This window comes from Yokenella regensburgei ATCC 49455 (assembly GCF_000735455.1).
GTDB classification, from domain to species: Bacteria; Pseudomonadota; Gammaproteobacteria; order Enterobacterales; family Enterobacteriaceae; genus Yokenella; species Yokenella regensburgei.
In genome coordinates this window covers 242,284-267,462 of record NZ_JMPS01000087.1, presented here as the reverse complement: position 1 = coordinate 267,462, position 25,179 = coordinate 242,284, and the positions used below count along the sequence as shown (strand labels likewise).

Genomic DNA, 25,179 nt, shown 5'->3' with positions numbered 1-25,179 from the left:
GGTAGAGCAGTTGACTTTTTAATCAATTGGTCGCAGGTTCGAATCCTGCACGACCCACCAGCCTGAAAAATTTGTAGTACATCCCGAAAGGGGTCGTTAGCTCAGTTGGTAGAGCAGTTGACTTTTAATCAATTGGTCGCAGGTTCGAATCCTGCACGACCCACCAGTGTGAAAAAGCGCCCTAAAGGCGCTTTTTTGCTTTTCTACGTTTACCTTCCACTACTTTTCCTGATGCGCTACCCGTATTCTGCCTGGCCAGCTTCGCCGTGGGGGCAAATACCGCACGACATCCTGGCTGAAATCCGCTATCTTGTTTAGCATATAAAACACATTGGCCGTCATTAGTCGCTGTGATGCGAACATAACGGCATTTTGTTAAGCGTGTAAAACGAGACTGCATTATGAGCGTAATGTTCTTTCCAGAAACGACCATCTATCCATTTCCGCCGAAGCCTACTCCCCTGAATCCGGTAGAAAAAGCGTTTTACCGCGATAAAATCAAACGCTTGCTGAAAGAGCGCAATGCAGTGATGGTGGCTCACTACTACACTGACCCGGAAATTCAACAACTGGCGGAAGAGACCGGCGGCTGTATTTCCGATTCGCTGGAGATGGCGCGTTTTGGCGCAAAGCATCCGGCGACAACGCTGCTGGTTGCGGGTGTTCGCTTTATGGGCGAAACGGCGAAAATCCTCAGTCCAGAAAAAACGATTCTGATGCCAACCTTGCAGGCAGAGTGCTCACTGGATCTCGGATGCCCAATAACTGAGTTCAATGCCTTTTGCGATGCGCACCCGGATCGCACCGTAGTGGTGTACGCCAATACTTCAGCGGCGGTAAAAGCAAGAGCGGACTGGGTAGTGACTTCCAGCATTGCCGTGGAGCTGATTGAGCATCTCGACAGCCAGGGCAAACAAATTCTCTGGGCACCGGATCGCCATTTAGGAAGCTACGTGCAAAAGCAGACCGGGGCGGACGTGCTGTGCTGGCAGGGGGCGTGTATTGTTCACGACGAATTTAAAACTCAGGCGCTCACCCGAATGAAAGGACTGTATCCGGACGCTGCCGTGCTGGTGCACCCTGAATCACCGCAGTCGATTGTCGATATGGCGGATGCCGTGGGCTCCACCAGCCAGTTGATTGCTGCGGCAAAGACCCTGCCGCACCAGCGACTGATTGTCGCGACCGATCGTGGGATCTTCTACAAAATGCAGCAGGCGGTACCGGACAAAGAGCTGCTGGAAGCACCGACGGCCGGCGAAGGGGCAACGTGCCGCAGCTGTGCACATTGCCCATGGATGGCCATGAACGGCCTGCAGGCGATTGCTGAAGGGCTGGAGCGCGGTGGGGCAGCCCATGAGATTCATGTTGATGCAGCGCTGCGTGAGGGGGCGTTAATTCCGCTTAACCGGATGCTCGACTTTGCGGCTACACTACGTTAATAACTGACTATGTTTATGATGTATTGCAGTATTAGCGCTCGACCTTGCGGAGTAAAAAATGGATTTCTTTAGCACGCAAAATATTCTGGTACACATCCCTGTCGGGGCAGGCGGCTATGATCTGTCGTGGATTGAAGCGGTAGGGACGATAGCCGGTCTGCTGTGCATCTGGCTGGCAAGCCTTGAGAAGATAAGCAACTACGCGTTTGGCCTGATAAACGTGACGCTGTTTGCCATTATCTTCTTCCAGATCCAGCTGTATGCCAGCCTGCTGTTACAGCTTTTCTTTTTTGCCGCCAATATCTATGGCTGGTACGCCTGGTCGCGGCAAACCAGCCAGCATGAGGCAGAGCTGCAAATCCGCTGGTTGCCGTTGCCGAAGGCGATTACCTGGTTTGTCGCCTGCGTGGCGGCCATTGGGTTGATGACCGCGTTTATCGATCCGGTATTTGCCTTCCTGACCCGAATTGCCGTCACCATTATGCAGACGTTGGGCCTTAGCGTAACGATGCCAGAGCTACAGCCCGATGCTTTCCCGTTCTGGGATTCCTGCATGATGGTGTTGTCGATTGCGGCGATGATCCTGATGACCCGTAAGTATGTGGAAAACTGGCTGCTGTGGGTCATCATTAACGTCATCAGCGTGGTGATTTTTGCCCGCCAGGGCGTGTACGCGATGTCGCTGGAATATCTGTTGCTGACCTTTATTGCACTCAACGGCAGCCGGATGTGGATTAAGAGCGCGCGTGAGCGTGGCTCTCGCGCGCTTTCCAGCTAGTGGTGGTGGTGATGGCCCGGTCTGGCTTGCGTCTCGTTGAGGTGGCACTCCGGGCCGTTACAGGGCTGGTACTCCATTTGAATGGTGGCGTGCTCAATCTGGTAGTGATGCTCCAGAAAATGCTGGATGCGGCCAAGCAGCGCATCGTGGTCGTGCGGCGGCACGACCTGCACATGTAAGGTCATCACCGGTTTTTCACCGACCTGCCAGAGGTGCACATGGTGTACGTCGCGTACCTCCGGCAGCGTGCGGTTGAGGTTACGCTTGAGTTCCTCAACATCGATCGCCCGTGGCGCGCCTTCCAGCAGTTCGTTAACACTCTCTTTCAGTAATTGCCACGCGCTCCGCAGCACCAGGCAGGAGACCAGCACCGAAAGAATCGGGTCGATGGGTGTCCAGCCGGTCAGAATAATGACAATCGCGGCAGCAATCGCCCCCACGGAGCCGAGCAAATCCCCCAGTACGTGCAGCGCGGCGGCACGCACGTTCAAGTTTTTCTCTTCGCTTCCCCGATGCAGGATCCAGAATGCCACCAGGTTCGCTAACAGCCCGGCTACGGCAATGACCATCATGGTAGCGCCTGCAACGGGCTGTGGGTGATTAAAGCGCTGAACAGCTTCCCAGACGATAAGAATGGTGATGACTACCAGCGCAATGGCATTCACAAACGCAGCAAGCGTGGTTAAGCGCAACCAGCCGAAGGTGTGGCGGGTGTTCGGCGGGCGTCTTGCAAACTGCACGGCAAGCAGTGCAAAGAGCAGCGCGGCGGCATCTGTCAGCATGTGTCCTGCATCGGCAAGCAGCGCCAGTGAGCCGGAGACGAAGCCGCCAATCACCTCAATGATCATAAACCCGGCGGTAATGCCGAATGCCAGCAGCAGGCGGCGAGCGTTACCGTCCTGCGGAAGCGGGGAGTGCGAATGGGAGTGCGCCATAGTGTCGTCCTGTTATTGTTGACGTTATGCCTGATATCATTGCAGATCTTTTCGGGTTGCGCATACAAATAAGGCTCACCTTTCAGGAGCCTGAAACGGCTACGAAGAAATAATCCCGCTGCTGTGTAAAAGGCGGTTTACACTTCCTTAATCACAAGTTAGATTGAAAGGATTGCATTCACTCCCATAAGTATGGCAGCACTGGAACGAACATGAATTATCAGAACGACGATTTACGCATCAAAGAGATCAATGAGTTATTACCTCCAGTAGCACTCCTTGAAAAATTCCCCGCCACTGAAAACGCCGCTAACACGGTCTCTCATGCCCGCAAAGCGATCCACAAGATCCTTAAAGGTAACGACGACCGTCTGCTGGTGGTGATTGGTCCATGCTCCATTCACGATCCGGCGGCGGCGAAAGAGTATGCTGCTCGTCTGCAGGCATTACGTGAAGAGCTGAAGGACGAGCTGGAAATCGTCATGCGCGTTTACTTTGAAAAACCGCGCACAACCGTGGGCTGGAAAGGGCTGATTAACGATCCGCACATGGATAACAGCTTCCAGATCAACGATGGTCTGCGGATCGCCCGTAAATTGCTGCTCGAAATCAACGACAGCGGCTTGCCTGCTGCCGGTGAATTCCTCGATATGATCACCCCGCAGTATCTGGCCGATTTGATGAGCTGGGGTGCCATTGGCGCGCGTACTACAGAATCTCAGGTGCACCGCGAGCTGTCATCCGGCCTTTCCTGCCCGGTTGGGTTCAAAAATGGCACCGACGGCACTATTAAGGTTGCGATTGACGCTATCAATGCGGCCGGTGCGCCGCACTGCTTCCTGTCCGTGACCAAATGGGGCCATTCGGCGATTGTGAATACCAGCGGTAACGGCGACTGCCACATCATTCTGCGCGGCGGTAAAACCCCGAACTACAGCGCGAAGCACGTGGCGGAAGTTAAAGAAGGGCTGGAAAAAGCCGGTCTGACTCCGCAGGTAATGATCGACTTCAGCCATGCAAACTCTAGCAAGCAGTTTAAAAAGCAGATGGACGTAGCAGAAGACGTGTGTGGTCAAATCGCTGGCGGTGAGAATGCGATCATCGGTGTGATGATTGAAAGTCACCTGGTAGAAGGTAACCAGAATCTGGAAGGTGCTGAGCCGCTGGTTTACGGCAAGAGCGTTACCGACGCCTGCATCGGCTGGGACGACTCCGACAAGGTGCTGCGTATGCTGGCGAACGCGGTGAAAGCGCGTCGCGGTTAAGTGCATTATTACGCTTGCTGTGCACAGGTCAGGCAAATAAAAAAGCGCGGGAGGTCCCACGCTTTTTTTGTTTCGAAGTAACGATTACTTCGCTTTACCCTGGTTTGCTACGGCAGCCGCTTTTGCTGCGATTTCGTCGGCATTACCCAGGTAGTAGTGTTTGATAGGTTTGAAGTTCTCGTCGAACTCATATACCAGCGGTACGCCGGTCGGGATATTCAGCTCGAGGATCTCGGCTTCGCCCATGTTGTCGAGGTATTTTACCAGCGCACGCAGGGAGTTACCGTGAGCGGCAATGATGACGCGCTCACCGCTTTTCAGACGCGGCAGAATGGTTTCGTTCCAGTATGGCACAACGCGGTCGATGGTCAGCGCCAGGCTCTCGGTGGTTGGCAGCTCTTTGTCGCTCAGCTTTGCGTAGCGCGGGTCGTGGCCCGGATAGCGCTCGTCGTCTTTGGTCAGCTCCGGCGGAGTTACCGCGAAGCCACGACGCCACTGTTTTACCTGCTCGTCGCCGTATTTTTCAGCGGTCTCTGCTTTATTGAGGCCCTGCAGCGCACCGTAGTGACGCTCGTTCAGTTTCCAGGATTTCTCAACCGGCAGCCAGGCTTGATCCAGTTCGTCCAGCACGTTCCACAGGGTGTGGATGGCACGTTTCAGCACAGAGGTATAAGCAAAATCAAAGCTGAAGCCTTCTTCTTTCAGAAGTTTACCGGCAGCTTTTGCTTCGCCTACGCCTTTCTCGGACAGATCAACGTCATACCAACCGGTGAAGCGGTTTTCATTGTTCCACTGGCTTTCGCCGTGGCGAACCAGAACCAGCTTAGTTACAGCCATATCCTACTCCTCAAGCTATTATTTTGAATGATAACAATTCTCATTATATTGCCCGGCGAACGCCCGCAGCAACGCTTATCCCTAACCATAGCGAAAATAGTGTGCGAGTGTAAGCTGCTTGTGAACTGGCAGTTGTGTTTTTGTCTGTGAGTGGCGCTATTTTCGACAATGCGAATAAAAAAAAGCCCTCTGTAAAGAGGGCTTCTGTTACTTAGCAATAAACTGGTAATCCGTCACGCTAACGTATTCTTCTCCAGGGCGGAGAACGCAGTCTGGCTGCGGCCATTCCGGGTGGTTAGGGCTGTCGGGCAGAAACTCGCTTTCCAGCGCCAGACCTTGCCAGTCCTCGTAGTGCTCAGAACCCCTGGCCGGGGTGCCGCCGAGGTAATTGCCCGAGTAAAACTGCAGCGCCGGAGCGGTCGTGTAGACGCTCAGCTGCAGCTTCTCGTCCTGCGACCAGAGATGTGCGGCCGGCTGGTGCAGACTGCCATGTACTGAAAGCAGGAAGGCATGATCGTAACCCTTCACCTGCTGCTGATCGTTATCACTTAGAAAATCACGCGCGATGGTTTTCGCCTGGCGGAAATCAAAGCTGGTGTCCTGCGCGGCTTTTAAACCTTCACGCGGGATCCCGGCGGAATCGACCGGCAAGTAGCGATCGGCGAAGATCTGCAGTTTGTGCTGACGCACGTCGCTTTGCGTACCATCGAGGTTGAAGTAAACATGGTTGGTCATGTTGACCGGGCACGGTTTATCAACGGTGGCGCGATAGGTAATTGAGATGCGGTTATCATCGGTCAGGCGATAGTGCGCCGTTGCGCTGAGGTTTCCCGGAAAACCCTGATCGCCATCGGCTGATTCCAGCGCGAACAGCACTTCAGTATCGTTCTGGCTGACAATCTGCCAACGGCGTTTGTCAAAGCCTTCCGGGCCGCCATGCAGCTGGTTTACGCCCTGGCTCGGTAGCAGGGTGACCGTTTCACCTTCGAACGTGTAGCGGCTGTCGGCGATGCGGTTGGCGTAACGACCCACGGAGGCGCCGAGAAAAGCGGCCTGGTCGGTATATTGTTCCGGACTGGCGCAGCCCAGCAGCGCTTCGCGGACGCTACCATCAGAAAGCGGTACACGTGCGGAAAGCAACGTGGCGCCCCAGTCCATTACGGTGATCACCATCCCTGCGCTATTGCGTAGAGTCAGCAGGCGAAAGGGCAGGCCATCGGGGGCCTGCGCCGGAGTTTCATTCAGCACGGCCAGCTCCTTGTGACGGTTTGCAGACGTAGAAGGTCTCTTTAATGCCGGTTTTGGCTTCATACTGTTCGGCAACGGCTTTCTGCACCGTATCGACCATTGTTTCCGGCACCAGCGCGACCACGCAGCCGCCGAAGCCACCGCCGGTCATACGCACGCCGCCCCGGTCGCCAATAGCGGCTTTCACTATTTCGACCAGCGTATCGATTTGCGGTACGGTGATTTCAAAATCATCGCGCATGGACGCGTGAGACTCCGCCATCAGCACACCCATACGTTTGAGATCGCCTTTCTCCAGCGCCGTTGCTGCTTCTACGGTGCGCGCGTTTTCCGTCAGAATATGACGAACGCGTTTGGCTACCAGCGGATCCAGCTCGTGGGCCACGGCGTTAAACTGTTCGAGCGTTACATCGCGCAGTGCCGGTTGCTGGAAGAAACGTGCACCGGTTTCGCACTGCTGGCGACGGGTGTTGTACTCGCTGCCAACCAGCGTACGTTTGAAGTTGCTGTTGATGATAACCACGGCAACGCCTTCCGGCATGGAAACGGCTTTGCTGCCAAGAGAGCGGCAGTCAATCAGCAGGGCGTGGTCTTTTTTCCCTAACGCTGAGATCAGCTGATCCATGATGCCGCAGTTGCAGCCGACAAACTGGTTTTCGGCTTCCTGACCGTTCAGAGCTATCTGCGTGCCGTCGAGCGGCAGATGATACAGCTGCTGGAATACGGTGCCGACCGCCACTTCAAGCGAGGCAGAGGAGCTCAGGCCCGCGCCCTGCGGCACGTTACCGCTAATCACCAGGTCTGCGCCGCCGAAGCTGTTGTTGCGTTGCTGCAGATGTTTCACCACGCCACGCACGTAGTTGGACCACTGCTGGGTGTCGTGGGCGACGATCGGCTTATCGAGTGAGAACTCATCCGTCTGGTTGTCGTAGTCGGCGGCGATAACGCGCACGATACGGTCGTTACGGGCTGCGCTGCTGATAACCGTCTGGTAATCAATGGCGCAGGGCAGAACGAAGCCGTCGTTGTAGTCGGTGTGTTCGCCAATCAGATTGACGCGGCCAGGGGCCTGGATTGTAAGAGTTGCAGGGTAGCCGAAAATTTCGGCAAACAGGGATTGGGTTTTATCTTTCAGACTCATTGTTATTCTCCGGACTCGCGAAAATGAATATCGCTGACGGCACGCAGACGTTCAGCCGCCTGTTCTGCCGTGAGATCGCGCTGGGTTTCCGCCAGCATTTCATAACCGACCATAAATTTACGCACGGTGGCCGAGCGTAACAACGGCGGGTAGAAATGGGCGTGCAGTTGCCAGTGCGCGTGGCTGTCATTGTTAAACGGTGCGCCGTGCCAGCCCATCGAGTAGGGGAAAGAGCACTGGAACAGGTTGTCGTAGCGGCTGGTCAGCTTTTTCAACGCCAGGGCAAGGTCGCTGCGCTGCGCGTCGGTGAGTTCGGTGATGCGCAGGACGTGCGCTTTCGGCAGCAGCAGGGTCTCAAATGGCCAGGCTGCCCAGTAGGGCACCACCGCCAGCCAGTGTTCGGTTTCCACTACCGTACGACTACCGTCTGCCAGCTCACGCTGCACGTAGTCGAACAGCATTGGTGTGCCGTGCTGCTGGTGGTACTCGCGCTGTAGACGGTCTTCGCGCTCCACTTCGTTCGGCAGGAAGCTATTGGCCCACACCTGGCCGTGTGGGTGAGGGTTGGAGCACCCCATCGCCGCGCCTTTGTTTTCAAAAACCTGCACCCACGGCCAGGTTTCCCCCAGCTCGGCGGTTTGCTGCTGCCAGGTTTTAACTACTTCTTCCAGCGCACTGAGGCTCAGTTCCGGCAGCGTTTTGCTGTGGTCGGGAGAGAAGCAGATCACGCGGCTGGTACCACGTGCGCTCTGGCAGCGCATTAGCGGGTCATCGCTTTCTGGCGCTGCCGGCGTATCCGTCATCAGCGCCGCAAAGTCGTTAGTGAAAACATAGGTACCCGGATAATCCGGATTCTTATCACCCGTGACACGCGTATTGCCCGGACACAGAAAGCAGTCGGGATCGTGGTTCGGCAGCGTTTGCTTTGCTGGCGTTTCCTGCGCCCCCTGCCAGGGACGCTTCGCGCGGTGCGGGGAAACGAGGATCCACTGACCCGTCAGCGGGTTAAAGCGACGGTGCGGGTGATCGACGGGATTAAAGTGCTCCATTACGTTCGGTTCCTTAGTCTGAATAGCCCTGAGGATGACGGGACTGCCAGTGCCAGGTGTCCTGCGCCATTTGCTCAAGGTTGCGGGTCACGCGCCAGTTCAGCTCCTGGTCTGCTTTTGTGGCATCAGCCCAGTAAGCAGGCAGGTCGCCGTCGCGACGCGGTGCGAAATGGTAATTCACCGGTTTGCCGCAGGCTTTACTGAATGCGTTCACGACGTCCAGTACGCTGCTGCCCACTCCGGCGCCAAGGTTGTAGATATGTACGCCCGGTTTCCCGGCCAGTTTTTCCATGGCGGCCACGTGGCCATCGGCGAGATCCATCACGTGGATGTAGTCACGCACGCCGGTGCCGTCTTCTGTCGGGTAGTCGTTGCCGAAAATGGCTAAAGACTCACGGCGGCCAACCGCCACCTGGGCGATATACGGCATCAGGTTATTCGGGATACCCTGCGGATCTTCCCCCATATCTCCCGATGGATGTGCGCCAACCGGGTTGAAGTAACGCAGCAGGGCGATGCTCCAGTCTGGCTGTGCCTTTTGCAGATCGGTCAGGATCTGCTCTACCATCAGCTTGCTTTTGCCGTAAGGGCTTTGCGGGGTGCCGGTCGGGAAGCTCTCTACGTATGGGATCTTCGGCTGGTCGCCGTAGACGGTCGCGGAGGAGCTAAAAATGAAGTTCTTAACGTTTGCCGCACGCATAGCGGCAATCAGTCGCAGAGTGCCGTTGACGTTGTTGTCATAATACTCGAGGGGTTTGGCGACGGATTCGCCCACCGCTTTCAGACCGGCGAAATGAATCACCGTATCAATCGCGTGATCGTGCAGAATCTCCGTCATCAGAGCTTCATTGCGAATATCACCCTCAACAAACGTGGCGCTTTTACCACTCAGGCGCTCAATCACCGGCAAGACGCTGCGCTTACTGTTACACAGATTATCAAGAATGATGACGTCATGACCCTGTTGCAGCAGCTGCACGCAGGTATGGCTTCCTATGTAACCGCTACCACCCGTTACCAGTACTCTCATGATTCGCTCCATTAGGCATATGGTATGTTAAAATCCTAGCATAACAGAGAAGTCAAAAGTGTGACATGGGATATATTAGTGGAATCGTTTACACTAAATTTACCAACGCTTGTAGCAGAGATTTTCTCATTATAAAACAAGGTATAGAGGGGAGAGAGATGCCCTTTATCTGAAAAACGGAGGCGAGATGCCTCCGTGGTGCCGTGCCGTAAGTTAACGCCGGCCGATAGCGTAGCGGTAGTTGTTACCTTCAGGGACGAACTCAAGCCGATGGGTGATACACTCCGGCGCGTCTTCAGCGTGATGAGAGACAAACAGCAGCTGCGTTTTTCCTTCGCCAATCAGTACATCCACAAAGCGACGTACCAGCAGGCGGTTGAGTGGATCGAGCCCTTGTAACGGTTCGTCCAGAATCAGCAACGTTGGGTGTTTGACCAGCGCACGGACGATAAGCGCCAGCCGCTGCTGTCCCCACGACAGGCTATGGAACGGTGCGTCGGCGGTACGTTTATCCATCCCAAGGATCGCAAGCCAGCGCTGTACCAGCTTTTGCTGTTGATCGGAAACGGCCTGATAAATGCCGATAGAATCAAAGTAGCCCGATAAAATAACGTTACGCACCGTCGTACTCACCCGGTAATCAAGATGCAGGCTGCTGCTGACATAACCAATGTGTTTTTTGATATCCCAGATGGTTTCTCCGCTGCCGCGACGGCGCCCGAACAGGGTTAAATCATTGCTGTAACCCTGGGGATGATCGCCGGTCACCAGGCTCAGCAGCGTCGATTTTCCGGCACCGTTAGGGCCAACAATCTGCCAGTGTTCACCGGGGTTAACCTGCCAGCTAAGGTGGTTGAGGATCGGGCGATCGTCGTACGAGACCACGCCATCATTTAGCACAATACGCGGGGCATTATCCGGGAGCGACAGGCGTGCTGCGGGCGCATCGGGCTCGGGCAGAGTGATACCATCGAGCTTCTCACTGTGCGCCAGCTGTGCGACCAGCGCCTGCTCCAGCAGCGTCTTTTTCTCACCGGCTTCGCTAAGCGTGCAATCTGCAAGCACACCGGCCTGCGGAACAAATTCAGGAATTTCATCAAAGCGGTTGAGCACCAGCACGAGGGTATAACCCTCATTGTTCAGTGTTTCCAGCAGCAGGGCGAGCTGCCGACGGGAGGCAACGTCCAGACCGTCAAAAGGTTCATCGAGGATCAGCAGGTCGGGCTCGGACATCAGCGCCTGACAGAGCAGCGTTTTACGGGTTTCGCCGGTGGAGAGGTACTTAAAGCGGCGATTCAACAGGCCTGTAATACCGAAGCGTTCAGCCAGCAGCGCGCAGCGCTCGGGGGAGTGAATATCCTCCTGAATAATCTCGGCGGCGGTGCGCCCGGTATCCTCTTCACCGGGACTCAGCAGGTCGGTGTTATTGCGCTGCCACTCATCGCTGACCAGCTTCTGTAACTGCTCAAACGACAGGCGGGTGACCCGGTTAAAGGTTGATTCACGTGAACCAGAAAGCAGGGGGAGCTCTCCGGCCAGCGCCCGCGCCAGCGCTGATTTGCCGCTGCCGTTGCTGCCAACAAACGCCCAGCTTTCGCCAGCGCGCAGGCTCAGGTTATCGATTTTCAGCGTTCTGGTATCGCTAAGGCGAAACGTGCCTTGCAAAATCTGCAATGATGACATGATGTATCCCGGTTTTTGCATCTGTAGCCACAGGGATACGTTTTCCGCCAAACATTGTCAATGGCGGGTCAGTGCATCAGCATAACGTGGCGATGATGGCGCGATCGGCGTTGAAATATGCTGTGACCTCGGCGCCTTCCTGCAGATCCTGCGCATGTTCGCGGGGGATAGTCGCGCACAGGGTCTGGCCGTCCGGCAGGGTCATCAGGACTTCGCACTGCTCCTCGCCGCACTCGATATGGCTGATACGGCCAGCCAGTTGGTTGTCAGCATGAGCGGCTTCCTGCTTGTTCTGCGTGATACCCACCCATGGTGCTTTCAGCAGCACCAGCACCTCTTTACCTTCTTCAAGGGCCAGACGTTCGCTGCTACGCGCCGTTAACGCAACTTTAAGGCGTGTACTGCCGTCGGCCAGTAGCACCTCGACGTGTTGCTGAACCTGGCTATGATCCCGTGCGGTTACGGTGCCAAACCACTGGTTACGGGCGCTGGTCTGTAAGGAAAAGCGGGAAATGGCCGCCAACAGGCTATCAAGCGGCAGGGCATCGTCGTCGCTCAGGACATCGAACGCTTTTTGCTGAATTTGGGCCAGCAGATCGTAGAGCTGGATAAGCCGTTGACCGTAGCGCGTCAGCACCGCGCCACCGCCGCCTTTGCCGCCGGTGGCTCTGTCTACCAGGGATTGCTCGCTTAGCTGGTTCATCTCGTTGATGGCATCCCAGGCACTCTTGTAGCTGATGCCGGCATTCTTCGCGCCCTGGCTGATGGAGCCGGTCAGTTCTATTTGCTTGAGCAACGCAATACGGCGCGGATCGGCAAAGAGGCGTTGCTGCAGTTTAAGTGTCAGAAGAATTTCGGCTTGCATAACAAAATCCTGGTTAACCGGATGAGAAAGGGCATTGTCACTCATTTGCGGGCACGGTCAAAGCCTACCGCACAAAACGGAGGTGTTTTTTGCGAATATCGCGTTAAAATAGCCTAATCACAATGTCTGGAGTCGACCATGTTAGAGTTATTGAAAAGCCTGGTATTTGCCGTAATCATGGTTCCCGTGGTGATGGCTATCATCATGGGGCTGATCTACGGTCTTGGTGAAGTGTTTAACGTCTTTTCTAACGTTGGCCATAAAGACCGCCCCCATCAGAATCACTGATTACCAGAACACCCGGCTATGCCGGGTGTTTTACATTTAAGTTCCCGCCTTTTTTGCCGATAATCATCACATTACCCACAATGCGGTAGCGCGCGGCGCTATGAAAAGCACGCTCTTCTCGTTATATTATTCCATACATAACGACACTCACAGGAGCTACACATGGCACGTACATGGTTACGCCTTTTCGCCGGGGCAACGTTAACACTTTCTGTCGCCGGTCAGGCGCTGGCGGCTGACGCCAAAATTACGGTATTTGCGGCAGCCTCGCTGACTAACGCAATGCAGGATATCGCCAAAGAGTACAAAAAAGAGAAGAACGTTGATGTGGTATCGTCGTTCGCCTCTTCTTCAACACTCGCTCGCCAGATTGAAGCTGGTGCACCTGCCGACCTGTTCATTTCTGCCGATCAGAAATGGATGGATTACGCGGTAGACAAAAAGGCCATCGATACTGCCAGCCGTGAAACGCTGCTTGGCAATAGCCTGGTGGTTGTGGCACCTAAGGCCAGCGAACAGGGTGACATCACCATCGATGCTAAAACCAACTGGACCAGCCTGCTCAAGGGCGGCCGTCTGGCGGTAGGCGATCCGGAACACGTTCCGGCGGGTATTTATGCCAAAGAAGCGTTGCAGAAACTTGGCGCGTGGGAGACGCTGTCACCGAAACTGGCTCCGGCGGAAGACGTGCGCGGCGCGCTGGCGCTGGTAGAGCGTAACGAAGCGCCGTTAGGCATTGTCTACGGCTCCGACGCGGTCGCCAGCAAAGGCGTAAAAGTGATCGGGACCTTCCCGGAAGATTCACATAAAAAGGTAGAATATCCGATAGCCATCGTGGAAGGTCATAAGAATGCCACCGTGAGCGCTTTTTATGACTACCTGAAAGGGCCGCAGGCCTCTGCCATCTTTAAACAATACGGGTTTACAACGCACTAATGATTTTGTCGGATCCTGAATGGCAGGCGGTTCTGCTGAGCCTGAAAGTTTCATCCCTGGCGGTGGTTATCAGCCTGCCATTTGGGATCTTCATGGCCTGGTTGCTGGTAAGGCGTAAATTTCCAGGCAAAGCGCTGCTCGACAGCGTTATCCATCTTCCTCTCGTGTTGCCGCCGGTCGTGGTGGGCTATCTGCTGCTGATTGCCATGGGGCGACGCGGATTCATCGGTTCCTGGCTGTACGACTGGTTTGGGATCACCTTTGCCTTCAGCTGGCGCGGCGCCGTGCTGGCAGCGGCGGTGATGTCGTTCCCGCTAATGGTGCGCGCCATTCGCCTTGCGCTGGAAGGCGTCGACGTCAAGCTTGAACAGGCTGCCCGAACGCTGGGCGCCGGACGCTGGCGGGTATTTTTCACTATCACCTTACCGCTGATGCTGCCGGGCATTATCGTTGGCACCGTGCTGGCGTTTGCCCGCTCGCTGGGCGAATTTGGTGCGACCATTACCTTCGTATCCAACATCCCTGGTGAAACACGCACCATTCCTTCAGCGATGTATACGCTGATTCAGACCCCGGGTGGCGAAGGTGCTGCGGCTCGTCTGTGCGTGATTTCTATTGTGCTGGCGCTGGTTTCTCTGCTGGTTTCGGAATGGCTGGCCCGCCTTAGCCGCGAACGGACAGGGAAGTAATCATGCTGGAACTCAACTTTACTCAAACCCTGGGCACCTGCCGCCTGAATATCAACGAAACGCTTCCGGCTTCTGGTATTACGGCGGTTTTTGGCGTCTCGGGAGCCGGGAAAACCTCGCTGATTAACGCGATTAGCGGCCTGACTCGTCCACAGGAAGGGCGGATCGTGCTCAACGATCGTGTACTGAACGACGTGGAAAAAGGCATCTGTCTGTCGCCGGATAAACGCCGCATCGGCTATGTATTTCAGGATGCGCGTCTGTTCCCGCACTACAAAGTGCGCGGCAACCTGCGCTATGGCATGGCGAAAAGCATGGCCGGACAGTTTGACAAGCTGGTGGAACTACTCGGAATTGAAGCTCTGCTGGACAGGCTGCCGGGGAGTCTGTCGGGCGGAGAAAAGCAGCGGGTGGCTATCGGCCGTGCCCTGCTGACGGCTCCCGAATTATTGCTACTCGATGAGCCGCTGGCTTCGCTCGATATTCCCCGTAAACGCGAACTGCTGCCGTATCTGCAGCGTCTGGCGCGGGAAATTAATATTCCGATGCTCTACGTCAGCCACTCGCTCGATGAGATCCTGCATCTGGCGGATAAGGTGCTGGTACTGGAGGCGGGGAGTGTAAAAGCCTTCGGTAATCTGGAAGATGTCTGGGGTAGCAGCGTCATGCATCCCTGGCTGCCGCAGGATCAGCAGAGCAGTATTCTGAAAGTTACCGTGATGGAACACCACCCACATTACGCGATGACGGCGCTGGCGCTGGGCGATCAGCATCTGTGGGTGAATAAGCTCGATAAGCCGGTGCAGAGCGCGGTACGTGTGCGCATTCAGGCTTCCGACGTGTCGCTGGTGCTGCAACCGCCAACGCAAACCAGCATTCGTAACGTACTGCGCGGAAAAGTGGTGGAGTGCTACGACGACAACGGGCAGGTGGAAGTACGCCTGGAAGTGGGGGGACGCACGCTGTGGGCGCGCATCAGCCCCTGGGCCAGAGACGACCTGGGGATTAAACCAGGCCTGTGGCTCTACACCCAGATTAAGAGCGTTTCTATTACCTCTTAATCAGAGCAGGTTTTTATAGATAAAGTTAGCGATGCTGTCAGTGGTATTGTCGCCAATCACCACGTTAGCGCGGGTTTTGACCGCATCGTCGGCGTTGCCCATTGCTACGCCGGTGCCAGCGGCTTCCAGCATGCTGATGTCGTTATAGTTGTCGCCAAAGGCAACGACATCTTTCATCGACCAGCCCTGAGATTCAACCCACTGGGTCAGACGCTTACCTTTGCTGTTCCCCTGACGAGCGATATCAACCTGATCGTGCCACGACCATTCGCACTCCAGCTGCAGCGTTTTCTCCACATGGCTGACAAAATCGCGCAGTTTCGGCATGTTTTCATCGGTTAGCGCGAATTTCCACACCGCGTTCACGTCCTGAGCAGCCTGCGCCAGAGACGCAACCTGGGTAAAGGTAGGGCGCTGTTCCGGCGGCAGCGATTGCGCCCAGTTGGTGGTGCGCAACACGTGCCCGGTCGGGCGCTCATACATCATGGCATCGTCAACGTACATCAGACCGTGAATGTCGTGCTCCTGCAGCAGCTCAATGACCTGCAGCGCTTTATTGACCGGCAATGGGGAGGCTTCCAGCACCTTTTTTGCCTGATAATCATACAAATAGGTGCCATTACAGCAAATTGCAGGTGTATCGAGCGCCAGTGCCTGATAAAAAGGGTGAATGGCAACGTGGTGACGCCCGGTGACGATGAGCAACTGATAACCCGCTTCACGAGCCCGCTTTAGCGCTTCGAGCGAGGCGGGGAGCAGCGTTTTTTGTGGGGTTAGCAGGGTTCCATCTAAATCAAGGGCAATCACGCGAGAGGTCATGAGGTAGTCCAGGTTAATGTTGAAAAAGTCATAATTGTTGATGGTACACCGTTACGGCGGTACAACAAATTTATACAGCATTGACCGCTAAAACCGTCTATCCTGGTATTTTGCTTCCACGTGCAGTTAAGCATTTAGGAAAGGAGTTTTCATGAAACAAACCGTTTATACCGCCAGCCCGGAAAGCCAGCAGATCCACGTCTGGAGCCTGAAACATGACGGCGAGCTGAAACTGGTGCAGGTGGTTGACGTGCCGGGTCAGGTTCAGCCGATGGTAGTGAGCCCTGATAAACGTTTTCTGTACGTTGGTGTTCGCCCTGAGTTTCGCGTGCTGGCCTATCGTATTGCTCCGGACGACGGCGCGTTGACCTGGGTCGCTGAATCAGCGCTGCCAGGTAGCCCAACGCATATCTCTACCGATCACCGGGGTGAATTCCTGTTTAGTGGTTCTTACAACGCAGGCTGCGTGAGCGTGACGCGTCTGGAAGACGGCCTGCCTGTCGGTGTGGTTGACGTAGTGGAAGGGCTTGAAGGCTGCCATTCAGCCAATATCTCCCCGGATAACCGCACCCTGTGGGTACCGGCGCTCAAGCAGGACCGTATCTGCCTCTTCACCCTGAGCGACGACGGTAAGCTGGTTGCGCAGGAGCCTGCGGAAGTCACCACCGTAGAAGGCGCTGGTCCGCGTCACATGGTGTTCCACCCGAACCAGAAGTACGCCTACTGTGTGAATGAGCTCAACAGCTCGGTTGACGTCTGGGAACTGAATGACCCGCACGGCGACATCGAGTGCGTGCAAACGCTGGACATGATGCCGCTGGATTTCACCGGCGTGCGTTGGGCGGCGGATATCCATATTACCCCGGACGGGCGTCATCTCTACGCCTGCGACCGTACTTCCAGCCTCATCACCGTGTTCAGTGTTTCTGAAGACGGTAGCGTGCTGGAAGTGGAAGGTTTCCAGCCGACCGAAACCCAGCCGCGTGGCTTTAACGTCGATCACAGCGGTAAATACGTGATTGCTGCGGGCCAGAAATCTCATCACATTGGCGTGTATGAGATTAAAGGTGAACAGGGGCTATTGAAAGAGAAAGGCCGCTACGCCGTAGGTCAGGGCCCGATGTGGGTGGTAGTCAACGCCTGGTAAACGGCAGCGTGCTCATCATTATCTGCTGTTCTAAATAAGGGGGGAATTATCCCCCCTTTTGCTGTCAGAAATGACGTATTAGTTCGCCACGACTTTGCTGCCCAGACCGCGGTTGTTGTATTCCCACATGCGGTTGAACTGGCCGTCGTTCAGGTTACGCTGAATGTCGCCTTTATCATCTTTTGCACCGGTATTTCCGCTGTACGGGCGTTTAGACACGGCGGCATCAGCCCATGGCTTCGCCATGTTGAAACCTTCGTTGATCGCGCTGTCACGGATAACCACCTGGCCGTTGGTGTTGCCATCAACGTCAAGGGAGCGTCCCAGCTGCGCCACATTATCACCGGCAGCGTTAAAGCGGCTGTTGATGGCGAGGAAGCCGTAGAAGATGTTCGACTGAGTGGCCGGAGCGAACACGTAAGCTTCCTGCTGAGTACGGGAGTTCACTACGCGGAAATCGGTATTATCGAATACCACCGCACCGCGGCCGGAAACAATATCCACATCCCCTTCCAGATAGCTGTTGGTTACCAGCGTTCGGGTCTGACGATCGTTTTGCAGACGGTTCTGTACACCGCTGTTGGTGACGAAGAAGGTGTTCTGGCGACCCAGAATGTTCACCTTATTAATCTGTACCTGATCGCCATCGCTACGCAGCGCTACGGCCTGGTGAGTTCCGGCATCTACGCTGTCGCCCAGATTGTTTTCGATGGTCATATTCTGCAGTTGCAGGCCGTTGTTCTGTGACCAGAACACGGCAGAGCACATCACGCCGACGGTTGCGGTACGCTTGCTCTGGCAGCTGTCAAACATGTACCACGCCGGTTTGCCTGGCATGTATTTCCCGGCCGGGTTGACCAGGTGGCGCCAGGTGTTCGGGTCGATTTCGGAATCAATAGCCAGGCCAATCTTCACGTCTGCGGCGTTTTCGCCAGTGCCGTAAAGCGTCAGGCTACCCGGTGCCGCCGGAACGTACACGGTACCCTGATATTCGCCCGGCAGAATCGCAATATACAGACGGTTGCTTGAGTGCTTCGCGATGGCTGCATCTACTGCCGCCTGAATGGTGGTGTGGGTCACGCCCTGAGTACCTGCCGGTCCTACCACGAAATCAGGCTTAGCCGGAATGCTGATAGCCGACGGATCCCACGCACCGTCTTTTGGATCCAGCGCGGTGAAATAGCGAGCCTGAGTGAAATTTTTCGCTTCAGCGGCGCTTAAAATGGGGCGAGACGTCGTACCCGGTGCTTCCTGAGTGGAAGGTTGTTGATCGGGTGGCGTTGAGCTGCAGGCGGTCAGTGTCACGCCAAAAGCCAATGCCAGCGTCAGACGGGAAACCGAAAATGTGTTCATGTTGCTCCAGACCTGGTCGTCAGTGAAAAGTAAGTCCCTCAAAACCTGCTTTTTTATACTAAGTTGAGCGAAACGGGAAGCACGAACGGTAAAAAGTTCATCATGATGTGCGTAAAGGACGCACGAAGAGGGGCTGATAGTCACAAAAAACCAACATTTCTATAAGCCTTTGTTGACAAGTTCGGTGTAATGAAAATAAATGTCTATACAACCCATGACAAGCGAACATTATGACTGAACTGACCGCAGAAGACCGCATCTGGCGCAACGCTCGCCTGGCAACGCTCGACCCGTCACGTCCGCAGGCCTATGGTCTGCTCGACCATCATGCGCTTATCGTGCGCGAAGGATACATTCACGCCATCGTTGCTGATGCTGATATTCCTGCCAGTGCGCCCAACGTAATCGACGTCGGTGGGAGACTCATCACTCCGGGTCTTATTGACTGCCATACCCATCTGATCTTTGGTGGCAGCCGTGCCCAGGAGTGGGAGCAGCGGCTGAACGGCGTATCGTACCAGCAAATCAGTGCGGCGGGCGGCGGCATTAACTCGACGGTACGGGCGACCCGGGAGAGCAGTGCAGAGCAGCTCCAGTCGCTTGCTCAGGAACGGCTGAATCGACTGATGCGCGAAGGGGTAACCACCATTGAGATCAAGTCAGGTTATGGGCTGGATCTGGAAAACGAAGAGAAGATGTTGCAGGTCGCCGGGGCGCTGGCGCAGGCGAATCCGTGCGAGGTGAGCCGTACGCTGCTCGCGGCCCACGCTACGCCGCCGGAGTATAGAGATAACCCCGATGAATACATCTCCCTGGTCTGCGACACCATATTGCCTGCGCTGTGGCAGAAAGAACTGTTCGAAGCGGTGGATGTTTTTTGCGAGAACGTCGGTTTTAGCCCGGCGCAAACGGAACGCGTGTTTCGCACCGCCTGCGATTTTGGCATTCCGGTGAAGGGACACGTGGAGCAGCTCTCATCCCTCGGCGGCGCGCAGCTGGTCGGGCGTTACAAAGGGCTTTCTGCCGATCACATTGAATATCTTGAACGTGACGGCGTGGTCGCTATGCAGCAGGGCGGCACGGTGGCGGTACTGCTCCCGGGGGCGTTCTATTTCCTCAATGAAACCCGCAAACCACCTATTGCACTGCTGCGAGAGTTACAGGTGCCGATGGCGGTTGCGACCGACTACAACCCGGGCACCAGCCCGTTTGCCAGTCTGCATCTCTCAATGAACATGGCCTGCGTGAAGTTTGGCCTGACGCCGGAAGAGGCCTGGGCCGGGGTGACCCGTCACGCCGCGCGAGCGCTGGGGCGCCAGGATTCGCATGGTCAGCTTGCAACCGGTTTTGTGGCTGATTTTGTCGTCTGGGATGCTCAGCACCCGGTCGAAATGGTTTATGAGCCAGGGCGTAATCCGCTCTGGCAACGTATTTTCCGTGGTGAGGTGACAGCATGAATCTGTGGCAACCGGTAGACCCTTCACTCTGGCAGGGGCGTGATGACAGCCACGAAGCCCCCAACGCGCTGCGCCTGTTTCAGACGATTGCCAACGGCGGAGATTTCGCCCCGCAAAGCCATCGCGGTAAGGTCGCGCTGTTGGGGTTTGAATGTGACGAAGGGGTGAAGCGCAACCAGGGACGGCCCGGTGCGGCACAAGGCCCGGACGTTCTGCGTAAAGCGCTGGCGAACATGGCCAGCCACCGTGGTCATGAGCGGCTGGTGGAGATGGGTAACATCCGCGCTGAGCCGGAAAAACTGGAAGCCGCACAGCAGGCGCTGCATGATGCGGCGCTGGCCTGCCAGCAGGCCGGGATGCGCACCCTGGTGCTTGGTGGGGGACATGAAACCGCGTTTGGTCATGGTTCCGCCGTACTGGATGCGTTTCCCGACGAGCGCATTGGTATTATCAACCTTGATGCGCACCTGGATTTACGCCACGCCCCGCATGCAAGCTCCGGTACGCCTTTCCGCCAGCTGGCGCTGCACTGTGAGGCGCAGCAGCGTGGTTTCCACTATACCTGCATGGGCGCGAGCCTGGCGGCCAATACCGCCGCGCTGTGGGACGAGGCGGCGCATCGTCATGTGACGGTGATTGAGGATCTCGACGTATTGAACGCTATGGAGGCGCGGGCGCTGCCGGAAATTGCCCGGGCGATCGACAGCTACGACCGCATCTACCTGACTATCGATCTTGATGTCTTACCGGCATGGGAAATGCCTGCGGTCTCAGCACCTGCGCCGCTTGGGATCCCGCTGGCGCAGCTGCTACGGATAGTCGAACCGCTGTGCCGCAGCGGTAAACTGCAGGCCGTCGACCTGGTGGAATTTAACCCAACCTTCGACCGTGAAGGACAAGGAGCGAAAGTTGCGGCTCGTCTCGCATGGCAAATTTTACACTGGTGGTAAGGATGACCACCGCGTTAACTGATTATGAGTATATACTCGGCTGAATTCGCCGACGATGTCAGACAAAAGGAACGCCAGCGCTATGTATTCACCCAGACCCCGACCCGCACCCGCCAGCGCGCCGGTGCCGTTTTATGAAAAAGTGAAGCAGGCTATCAGTGAGAAAATTTACGCGGGAGTCTGGCAGCCGCATGACCGTATTCCGTCGGAAGCCGAGCTGGTTGCGCAGTTTGGTTTCAGCCGGATGACGGTCAACCGTGCGGTGCGCGAACTGACGGATGAAGGCTTACTGGTCCGCCTGCAGGGGGTTGGTACCTTTGTGGCGGAGCCAAAGGGGCAATCGGCGTTGTTTGAGATCCGCAGCATTGCTGATGAGATCACCGCCCGTCACCACCAGCACCGCTGTGAAGTGCTGCTGCTCGAAGAGACCCGCGCCGACTTCACCCAGGCGGCGGCCATGGAGGTGGAGGAGGGGACGCGTATTTTCCATTCAAGGATGGTGCATTTCGAAAACGACATCCCGGTGCAGATTGAAGATCGTATCGTCAACGCCGCGGTAGTGCCTGATTATCTGCAGCAGGATTACACCACCACCACGCCGCATGCTTATCTGTCACTGATTGCACCGCTGACCGAAGGGGAGCACATCGTGGAAGCCGTCGCCGCTGCGCCGGAAGATTGCCGCTTGTTACATATCAAAGAGCATGACCCCTGCCTGCTCATCCGCCGCCGTACCTGGTCTACCTCGCATATTGTCTCCCATGCCAGCCTGCTTTTCCCCGGCAACCGCTACCGTCTACAGGGCCATTTCAGCTCCTGATCTCTCTGCGTCAGCAAAAGCGTGATTGCTGACGCAATATAACAAAAATGTATCCAGCTTGTTAAAAGTACGCTTGCGCGCAATTGTATAGACAAGTATATGTGTTTATACATTCACAGGTTCCCCAGAGGAGAGAACAACGATGTCGCAAACCAAATATCGCCAGCAGGAGATCCGCGCCCCGCGCGGCACAGAGCTGACTGCCAAAAGCTGGCTGACCGAAGCGCCGCTGCGCATGCTGATGAACAATCTGGACCCGGACGTAGCGGAAAACCCGAATGAGCTGGTTGTTTACGGCGGCATCGGTCGTGCGGCACGCAACTGGGAATGCTATGACGCTATCGTCAACGCGCTGACGAAGCTTGAAGAGGATGAAACGCTGCTGGTGCAGTCCGGCAAGCCGGTGGGCGTATTTAAAACCCACAGCAACGCACCGCGCGTGCTGATTGCCAACTCCAACCTCGTTCCACACTGGGCGACCTGGGAGCACTTCAACGAGCTTGATGCTAAGGGCCTCGCCATGTACGGCCAGATGACCGCGGGCAGCTGGATCTACATCGGTAGCCAGGGCATCGTGCAGGGCACCTACGAAACCTTCGTAGAAGCCGGCCGTCAGCACTACAACGGCAACCTGCAGGGGCGTTGGGTATTAACCGCCGGTCTGGGCGGTATGGGCGGCGCGCAGCCGCTGGCGGCAACCCTCGCGGGTGCCTGTTCCCTGAACATTGAATGCCAGCAGAGCCGTATCGATTTCCGTCTGCGCACCCGCTATGTGGATGAGCAGGCAACCTCGCTCGACGACGCGCTGGCGCGTATCAAAAAATACACCGCAGAAGGCAAAGCTGTGTCCATCGCGCTGTGCGGCAACGCGGCTGATATCGTGCCGGAGCTGGTAAAACGCGGCGTACGCCCGGACATGGTCACCGACCAGACCAGCGCGCACGATCCGCTGCACGGCTACCTGCCACAGGGCTGGACGTGGGAAGAGTATCAGCGTAAAGCGGAATCCGATCCGCAGGGCACCGTTGAAGCGGCCAAGCGTTCGATGGCAGAGCACGTTAGCGCGATGCTCGCTTTCAGCAAACAGGGTGTTCCGACCTTTGACTACGGCAACAACATTCGCCAGATGGCCAAAGAGATGGGCGTCAGCAATGCGTTCGATTTCCCGGGCTTCGTTCCTGCCTATATCCGTCCGCTGTTCTGCCGGGGTATCGGTCCGTTCCGCTGGGTAGCGCTGTCAGGCGATCCGCAGGACATCTATAAAACCGATGCCAAAGTCAAAGAAATCATCAAAGATGATAAGCACCTGCACCACTGGCTGGATATGGCGCGCGAGCGCATCAGCTTCCAGGGACTCCCTGCACGTATCTGCTGGGTGGGTCTGGAGTGGCGTCAAAAGCTTGGCCTCGCTTTTAACGAAATGGTACGCAGCGGTGAAGTTTCTGCGCCGATCGTTATCGGTCGTGACCACCTGGATTCTGGCTCAGTGGCCAGCCCTAACCGTGAAACTGAAGCCATGCGCGATGGTTCCGACGCCGTTTCTGACTGGCCGCTGTTGAATGCGCTGCTGAATACCGCGAGCGGTGCGACCTGGGTGTCGCTGCACCACGGTGGTGGCGTAGGAATGGGCTTCTCCCAGCACTCTGGCATGGTTATCGTCTGTGACGGTACCGACGAAGCCGCAGCGCGTATCGCACGTGTGCTGCACAACGATCCGGCAACCGGGGTAATGCGTCACGCCGACGCCGGGTACGATATTGCAATCGACTGTGCCGCCGAACAGGGGCTCAATCTTCCTATGGTCGCCGCAACGCAGGGGCATCGCTAATTATGAAAACCTTAACACTGACTCCTGGCAAACTGACTCTGGCGCAGCTGCGCGATGTTTATAATGAGCCGCTGCACCTGACGCTCGACGACGGCGCCTTTGCTGCCATCAATGAAAGCGTGGCCTGCGTCAATGCGATTATGGCAGAAGGGCGTACCGCTTATGGGATCAACACCGGATTTGGTCTACTGGCCTCCACGCGTATTGCCAATGAAGATTTAGAAAATCTGCAGCGCTCGCTGGTGCTGTCTCATGCGGCGGGCGTGGGTGAGCCGCTGGATGATGCGATGGTGCGCCTTATCATGGTGCTGAAAATCAACAGCCTGGCGCGCGGTTTTTCCGGCATTCGTTTGCAGGTTATCCAGACGCTGGTGGCAATGGTCAACGCTGGCGTTTATCCGTGGATCCCGGCGAAAGGCTCCGTTGGTGCTTCCGGTGACCTGGCGCCGCTGGCGCATATGTCACTGACCTTACTGGGTGAAGGTAAAGCCCGCTGGCAGGGTGAGTGGCTGCCTTCCACCGAAGCGCTGAAAAAAGCCGGGCTGCAGCCGCTGACCCTGGCGGCCAAAGAGGGGCTGGCGCTGCTTAATGGCACGCAAACTTCCACCGCGTTTGCGCTGCGCGGCCTGTTTGAAGCGGAAGATCTCTTTGCCTCTGCGGTAGTGTGCGGTGCTTTGACTACCGAAGCGGCGCTGGGCTCACGTCGTCCGTTTGATGCCCGTATTCATGAAGTGCGCGGCCAGCGTGGGCAAATTGATGCCGCCGCACTGTATCGCCACGTACTGACCGACGACAGCGCCATTTCGCAGTCGCACCACAACTGTAGCAAAGTGCAGGATCCGTACTCTCTGCGCTGCCAGCCGCAGGTGATGGGCGCTTGCCTGACCCAACTGCGCTATGCCTCAGAAGTGCTGCTGACGGAATCCAACGCCGTTTCCGATAACCCACTGGTGTTTGCCGCCGAGAACGAAGTGATCTCCGGCGGGAACTTCCACGCGGAACCGGTCGCGATGGCGGCAGATAACATCGCGCTGGCGATTGCCGAAATTGGTTCTCTGGCAGAACGCCGTATTGCGCTGCTGATGGACAGCCATATGTCGCAGCTGCCGCCGTTCCTCGTGAAAAATGGTGGGGTAAACTCCGGCTTTATGATTGCTCAGGTCACCGCTGCGGCGCTGGCGAGTGAGAACAAAGCTTTGTCGCACCCGCACAGCGTCGACAGCCTGCCGACCTCAGCAAACCAGGAGGACCATGTCTCGATGGCGCCTGCGGCCGGACGTCGCTTATGGGAAATGGCCGCCAACACCCGCGGTGTGATCGCGGTGGAATGGCTGTCTGCCTGTCAGGGCCTGGATATGCGTGAAGGCCTGGCGACCAGCCCGCTGCTGGAGCAGGCGCGCCAGCTGCTGCGCGAGCAGGTTTCTCACTACGACAAAGACCGTTATTTCGCACCCGATATTGAAGTTGCTACTGCGCTTTTGGCACAACGTCACCTGACGAAACTGCTGCCTGCTGTATTGCCCAGCCAAAACTAACTTACCAACGTTGTTTCTGTACC

The 25,179-nt window shown here is 56.3% G+C and carries 22 protein-coding genes, 1 tRNA gene and 1 pseudogene; 14 read left to right on the top strand and 10 right to left on the bottom strand.

The genetic code is table 11. The features are described from left to right. The first annotated feature begins 90 nt into the window (after window positions 1–90). The 3 genes from GYRE_RS23040 (at window position 91) to pnuC (ending at window position 2,220) form a co-directional block, all read left to right on the top strand. Window positions 91–166: transfer RNA gene (locus tag GYRE_RS23040), tRNA-Lys, on the top strand. 235 nt (window positions 167–401) lie between these two features. After that, complete coding sequence (nadA, locus tag GYRE_RS23035) at window positions 402–1,442, top strand: quinolinate synthase NadA (protein WP_038258843.1); 1,041 nt, start codon at window positions 402–404, stop codon at window positions 1,440–1,442. Window positions 1,443–1,500: 58 nt separating this feature from the next. Next, window positions 1,501–2,220: a nicotinamide riboside transporter PnuC gene (gene pnuC / locus GYRE_RS23030; protein WP_038258840.1), complete on the top strand. Its 720-nt coding sequence runs from the start codon at window positions 1,501–1,503 to the stop codon at window positions 2,218–2,220. On the opposite strand, the gene zitB is transcribed toward pnuC, so the two are convergent. Further along, window positions 2,217–3,155, bottom strand: coding sequence for a CDF family zinc transporter ZitB (gene zitB, locus GYRE_RS23025; protein WP_038258838.1), 939 nt, complete (start codon window positions 3,153–3,155; stop codon window positions 2,217–2,219). The genes pnuC and zitB overlap by 4 nt on opposite strands. A gap of 212 nt (window positions 3,156–3,367) precedes the next feature. On the opposite strand from zitB, the gene aroG reads away from it, so the two are divergent. Then, window positions 3,368–4,420, top strand: coding sequence for a 3-deoxy-7-phosphoheptulonate synthase AroG (aroG, locus tag GYRE_RS23020; RefSeq protein ID WP_038258836.1), 1,053 nt, complete (start codon window positions 3,368–3,370; stop codon window positions 4,418–4,420). An 84-nt stretch (window positions 4,421–4,504) separates the two neighbouring features. On the opposite strand, the gene gpmA is transcribed toward aroG, so the two are convergent. The 7 genes from gpmA to modE form a co-directional block, all read right to left on the bottom strand. After that, the gene (gpmA, locus tag GYRE_RS23015) at window positions 4,505–5,257 is read right to left on the bottom strand and encodes a 2,3-diphosphoglycerate-dependent phosphoglycerate mutase (protein ID WP_006819092.1); all 753 of its coding nucleotides are present in this window, start codon (window positions 5,255–5,257) and stop codon (window positions 4,505–4,507) included. Between the two features lie 207 nt (window positions 5,258–5,464). After that, window positions 5,465–6,505 carry a galactose-1-epimerase gene (gene galM, locus GYRE_RS23010; protein ID WP_038258835.1) on the bottom strand — a complete coding sequence of 347 codons (1,041 nt, stop codon included), beginning with the start codon at window positions 6,503–6,505 and terminating at the stop codon, window positions 5,465–5,467. Further along, window positions 6,495–7,646, bottom strand: coding sequence for a galactokinase (gene galK, locus GYRE_RS23005; protein ID WP_006819094.1), 1,152 nt, complete (start codon window positions 7,644–7,646; stop codon window positions 6,495–6,497). Before galK ends, galM begins: the two co-directional genes overlap by 11 nt. 2 nt (window positions 7,647–7,648) lie before the next feature. Beyond that, entirely contained in the window at window positions 7,649–8,695 is a 1,047-nt protein-coding gene (gene galT / locus GYRE_RS23000) for a galactose-1-phosphate uridylyltransferase (RefSeq protein WP_006819095.1), read from the bottom strand. A 13-nt stretch (window positions 8,696–8,708) separates the two neighbouring features. After that, complete coding sequence (gene galE, locus GYRE_RS22995) at window positions 8,709–9,725, bottom strand: UDP-glucose 4-epimerase GalE (RefSeq protein ID WP_038258834.1); 1,017 nt, start codon at window positions 9,723–9,725, stop codon at window positions 8,709–8,711. A gap of 213 nt (window positions 9,726–9,938) precedes the next feature. Then, window positions 9,939–11,408 carry a molybdate ABC transporter ATP-binding protein ModF gene (gene modF, locus GYRE_RS22990; protein WP_038258833.1) on the bottom strand — a complete coding sequence of 490 codons (1,470 nt, stop codon included), beginning with the start codon at window positions 11,406–11,408 and terminating at the stop codon, window positions 9,939–9,941. A gap of 76 nt (window positions 11,409–11,484) precedes the next feature. After that, entirely contained in the window at window positions 11,485–12,273 is a 789-nt protein-coding gene (modE, locus tag GYRE_RS22985; protein WP_038258831.1) for a molybdenum-dependent transcriptional regulator, read from the bottom strand. A 138-nt stretch (window positions 12,274–12,411) separates the two neighbouring features. On the opposite strand from modE, the gene GYRE_RS24140 reads away from it, so the two are divergent. From GYRE_RS24140 to modC, 4 genes are all read left to right on the top strand, one after another. Next, entirely contained in the window at window positions 12,412–12,561 is a 150-nt protein-coding gene (locus GYRE_RS24140) for an AcrZ family multidrug efflux pump-associated protein (protein ID WP_038258829.1), read from the top strand. A 162-nt stretch (window positions 12,562–12,723) separates the two neighbouring features. Next, window positions 12,724–13,497, top strand: a complete 774-nt coding sequence (modA, locus tag GYRE_RS22975) for a molybdate ABC transporter substrate-binding protein (RefSeq protein WP_006819100.1) — start codon at window positions 12,724–12,726, stop codon at window positions 13,495–13,497. Beyond that, window positions 13,497–14,186 carry a molybdate ABC transporter permease subunit gene (gene modB, locus GYRE_RS22970; protein ID WP_006819101.1) on the top strand — a complete coding sequence of 230 codons (690 nt, stop codon included), beginning with the start codon at window positions 13,497–13,499 and terminating at the stop codon, window positions 14,184–14,186. Before modA ends, modB begins: the two co-directional genes overlap by 1 nt. 2 nt (window positions 14,187–14,188) lie before the next feature. Further along, a complete protein-coding gene (modC, locus tag GYRE_RS22965; protein ID WP_038258827.1) occupies window positions 14,189–15,247 on the top strand; it encodes a molybdenum ABC transporter ATP-binding protein ModC in 1,059 nt (352 codons plus the stop codon). On the opposite strand, the gene GYRE_RS22960 is transcribed toward modC, so the two are convergent. After that, entirely contained in the window at window positions 15,248–16,066 is an 819-nt protein-coding gene (locus GYRE_RS22960; RefSeq protein ID WP_006819103.1) for a pyridoxal phosphatase, read from the bottom strand. Window positions 16,067–16,217: 151 nt separating this feature from the next. Between GYRE_RS22960 and pgl the strand changes: the two genes are divergently transcribed. Next, a complete protein-coding gene (pgl, locus tag GYRE_RS22955; protein ID WP_006819105.1) occupies window positions 16,218–17,213 on the top strand; it encodes a 6-phosphogluconolactonase in 996 nt (331 codons plus the stop codon). Between the two features lie 78 nt (window positions 17,214–17,291). Here pgl and GYRE_RS22950 read toward each other — a convergent pair whose 3' ends face one another. Next, window positions 17,292–18,566 carry a putative acyl-CoA thioester hydrolase gene (locus GYRE_RS22950; protein ID WP_038258825.1) on the bottom strand — a complete coding sequence of 425 codons (1,275 nt, stop codon included), beginning with the start codon at window positions 18,564–18,566 and terminating at the stop codon, window positions 17,292–17,294. 189 nt (window positions 18,567–18,755) lie between these two features. Here GYRE_RS22950 and hutI point away from each other — a divergent pair. From hutI to hutH, 5 genes and pseudogenes are all read left to right on the top strand, one after another. Then, window positions 18,756–20,023: pseudogene (gene hutI, locus GYRE_RS22945) on the top strand (imidazolonepropionase). Beyond that, window positions 20,020–20,973: a formimidoylglutamase gene (hutG, locus tag GYRE_RS22940; protein ID WP_006819108.1), complete on the top strand. Its 954-nt coding sequence runs from the start codon at window positions 20,020–20,022 to the stop codon at window positions 20,971–20,973. Before hutI ends, hutG begins: the two are co-directional and overlap by 4 nt. Window positions 20,974–21,055: 82 nt before the next feature. After that, window positions 21,056–21,793, top strand: coding sequence for a histidine utilization repressor (locus GYRE_RS22935; RefSeq protein ID WP_038258823.1), 738 nt, complete (start codon window positions 21,056–21,058; stop codon window positions 21,791–21,793). Window positions 21,794–21,935: 142 nt separating this feature from the next. Beyond that, window positions 21,936–23,621, top strand: coding sequence for a urocanate hydratase (gene hutU, locus GYRE_RS22930; RefSeq protein ID WP_006819111.1), 1,686 nt, complete (start codon window positions 21,936–21,938; stop codon window positions 23,619–23,621). A gap of 2 nt (window positions 23,622–23,623) precedes the next feature. Further along, the gene (gene hutH / locus GYRE_RS22925) at window positions 23,624–25,156 is read left to right on the top strand and encodes a histidine ammonia-lyase (protein ID WP_006819112.1); all 1,533 of its coding nucleotides are present in this window, start codon (window positions 23,624–23,626) and stop codon (window positions 25,154–25,156) included. Window positions 25,157–25,179: the final 23 nt, after the last annotated feature.

Bases quoted from the DNA above. Each gene is read 5' to 3' on its own strand.
- nadA (WP_038258843.1), top strand. From the start codon at position 402: ATGAGCGTAATGTTCTTTCCAGAAACGACCATCTATCCATTTCCGCCG.
- pnuC (WP_038258840.1), top strand. From the start codon at position 1,501: ATGGATTTCTTTAGCACGCAAAATATTCTGGTACACATCCCTGTCGGG.
- zitB (WP_038258838.1), bottom strand. From the start codon at position 3,155: ATGGCGCACTCCCATTCGCACTCCCCGCTTCCGCAGGACGGTAACGCT.
- aroG (WP_038258836.1), top strand. From the start codon at position 3,368: ATGAATTATCAGAACGACGATTTACGCATCAAAGAGATCAATGAGTTA.
- gpmA (WP_006819092.1), bottom strand. From the start codon at position 5,257: ATGGCTGTAACTAAGCTGGTTCTGGTTCGCCACGGCGAAAGCCAGTGG.
- galK (WP_006819094.1), bottom strand. From the start codon at position 7,646: ATGAGTCTGAAAGATAAAACCCAATCCCTGTTTGCCGAAATTTTCGGC.
- galT (WP_006819095.1), bottom strand. From the start codon at position 8,695: ATGGAGCACTTTAATCCCGTCGATCACCCGCACCGTCGCTTTAACCCG.
- galE (WP_038258834.1), bottom strand. From the start codon at position 9,725: ATGAGAGTACTGGTAACGGGTGGTAGCGGTTACATAGGAAGCCATACC.
- modF (WP_038258833.1), bottom strand. From the start codon at position 11,408: ATGTCATCATTGCAGATTTTGCAAGGCACGTTTCGCCTTAGCGATACC.
- modE (WP_038258831.1), bottom strand. From the start codon at position 12,273: ATGCAAGCCGAAATTCTTCTGACACTTAAACTGCAGCAACGCCTCTTT.
- GYRE_RS24140 (WP_038258829.1), top strand. From the start codon at position 12,412: ATGTTAGAGTTATTGAAAAGCCTGGTATTTGCCGTAATCATGGTTCCC.
- modA (WP_006819100.1), top strand. From the start codon at position 12,724: ATGGCACGTACATGGTTACGCCTTTTCGCCGGGGCAACGTTAACACTT.
- modB (WP_006819101.1), top strand. From the start codon at position 13,497: ATGATTTTGTCGGATCCTGAATGGCAGGCGGTTCTGCTGAGCCTGAAA.
- modC (WP_038258827.1), top strand. From the start codon at position 14,189: ATGCTGGAACTCAACTTTACTCAAACCCTGGGCACCTGCCGCCTGAAT.
- GYRE_RS22960 (WP_006819103.1), bottom strand. From the start codon at position 16,066: ATGACCTCTCGCGTGATTGCCCTTGATTTAGATGGAACCCTGCTAACC.
- pgl (WP_006819105.1), top strand. From the start codon at position 16,218: ATGAAACAAACCGTTTATACCGCCAGCCCGGAAAGCCAGCAGATCCAC.
- GYRE_RS22950 (WP_038258825.1), bottom strand. From the start codon at position 18,566: ATGAACACATTTTCGGTTTCCCGTCTGACGCTGGCATTGGCTTTTGGC.
- hutG (WP_006819108.1), top strand. From the start codon at position 20,020: ATGAATCTGTGGCAACCGGTAGACCCTTCACTCTGGCAGGGGCGTGAT.
- GYRE_RS22935 (WP_038258823.1), top strand. From the start codon at position 21,056: ATGTATTCACCCAGACCCCGACCCGCACCCGCCAGCGCGCCGGTGCCG.
- hutU (WP_006819111.1), top strand. From the start codon at position 21,936: ATGTCGCAAACCAAATATCGCCAGCAGGAGATCCGCGCCCCGCGCGGC.
- hutH (WP_006819112.1), top strand. From the start codon at position 23,624: ATGAAAACCTTAACACTGACTCCTGGCAAACTGACTCTGGCGCAGCTG.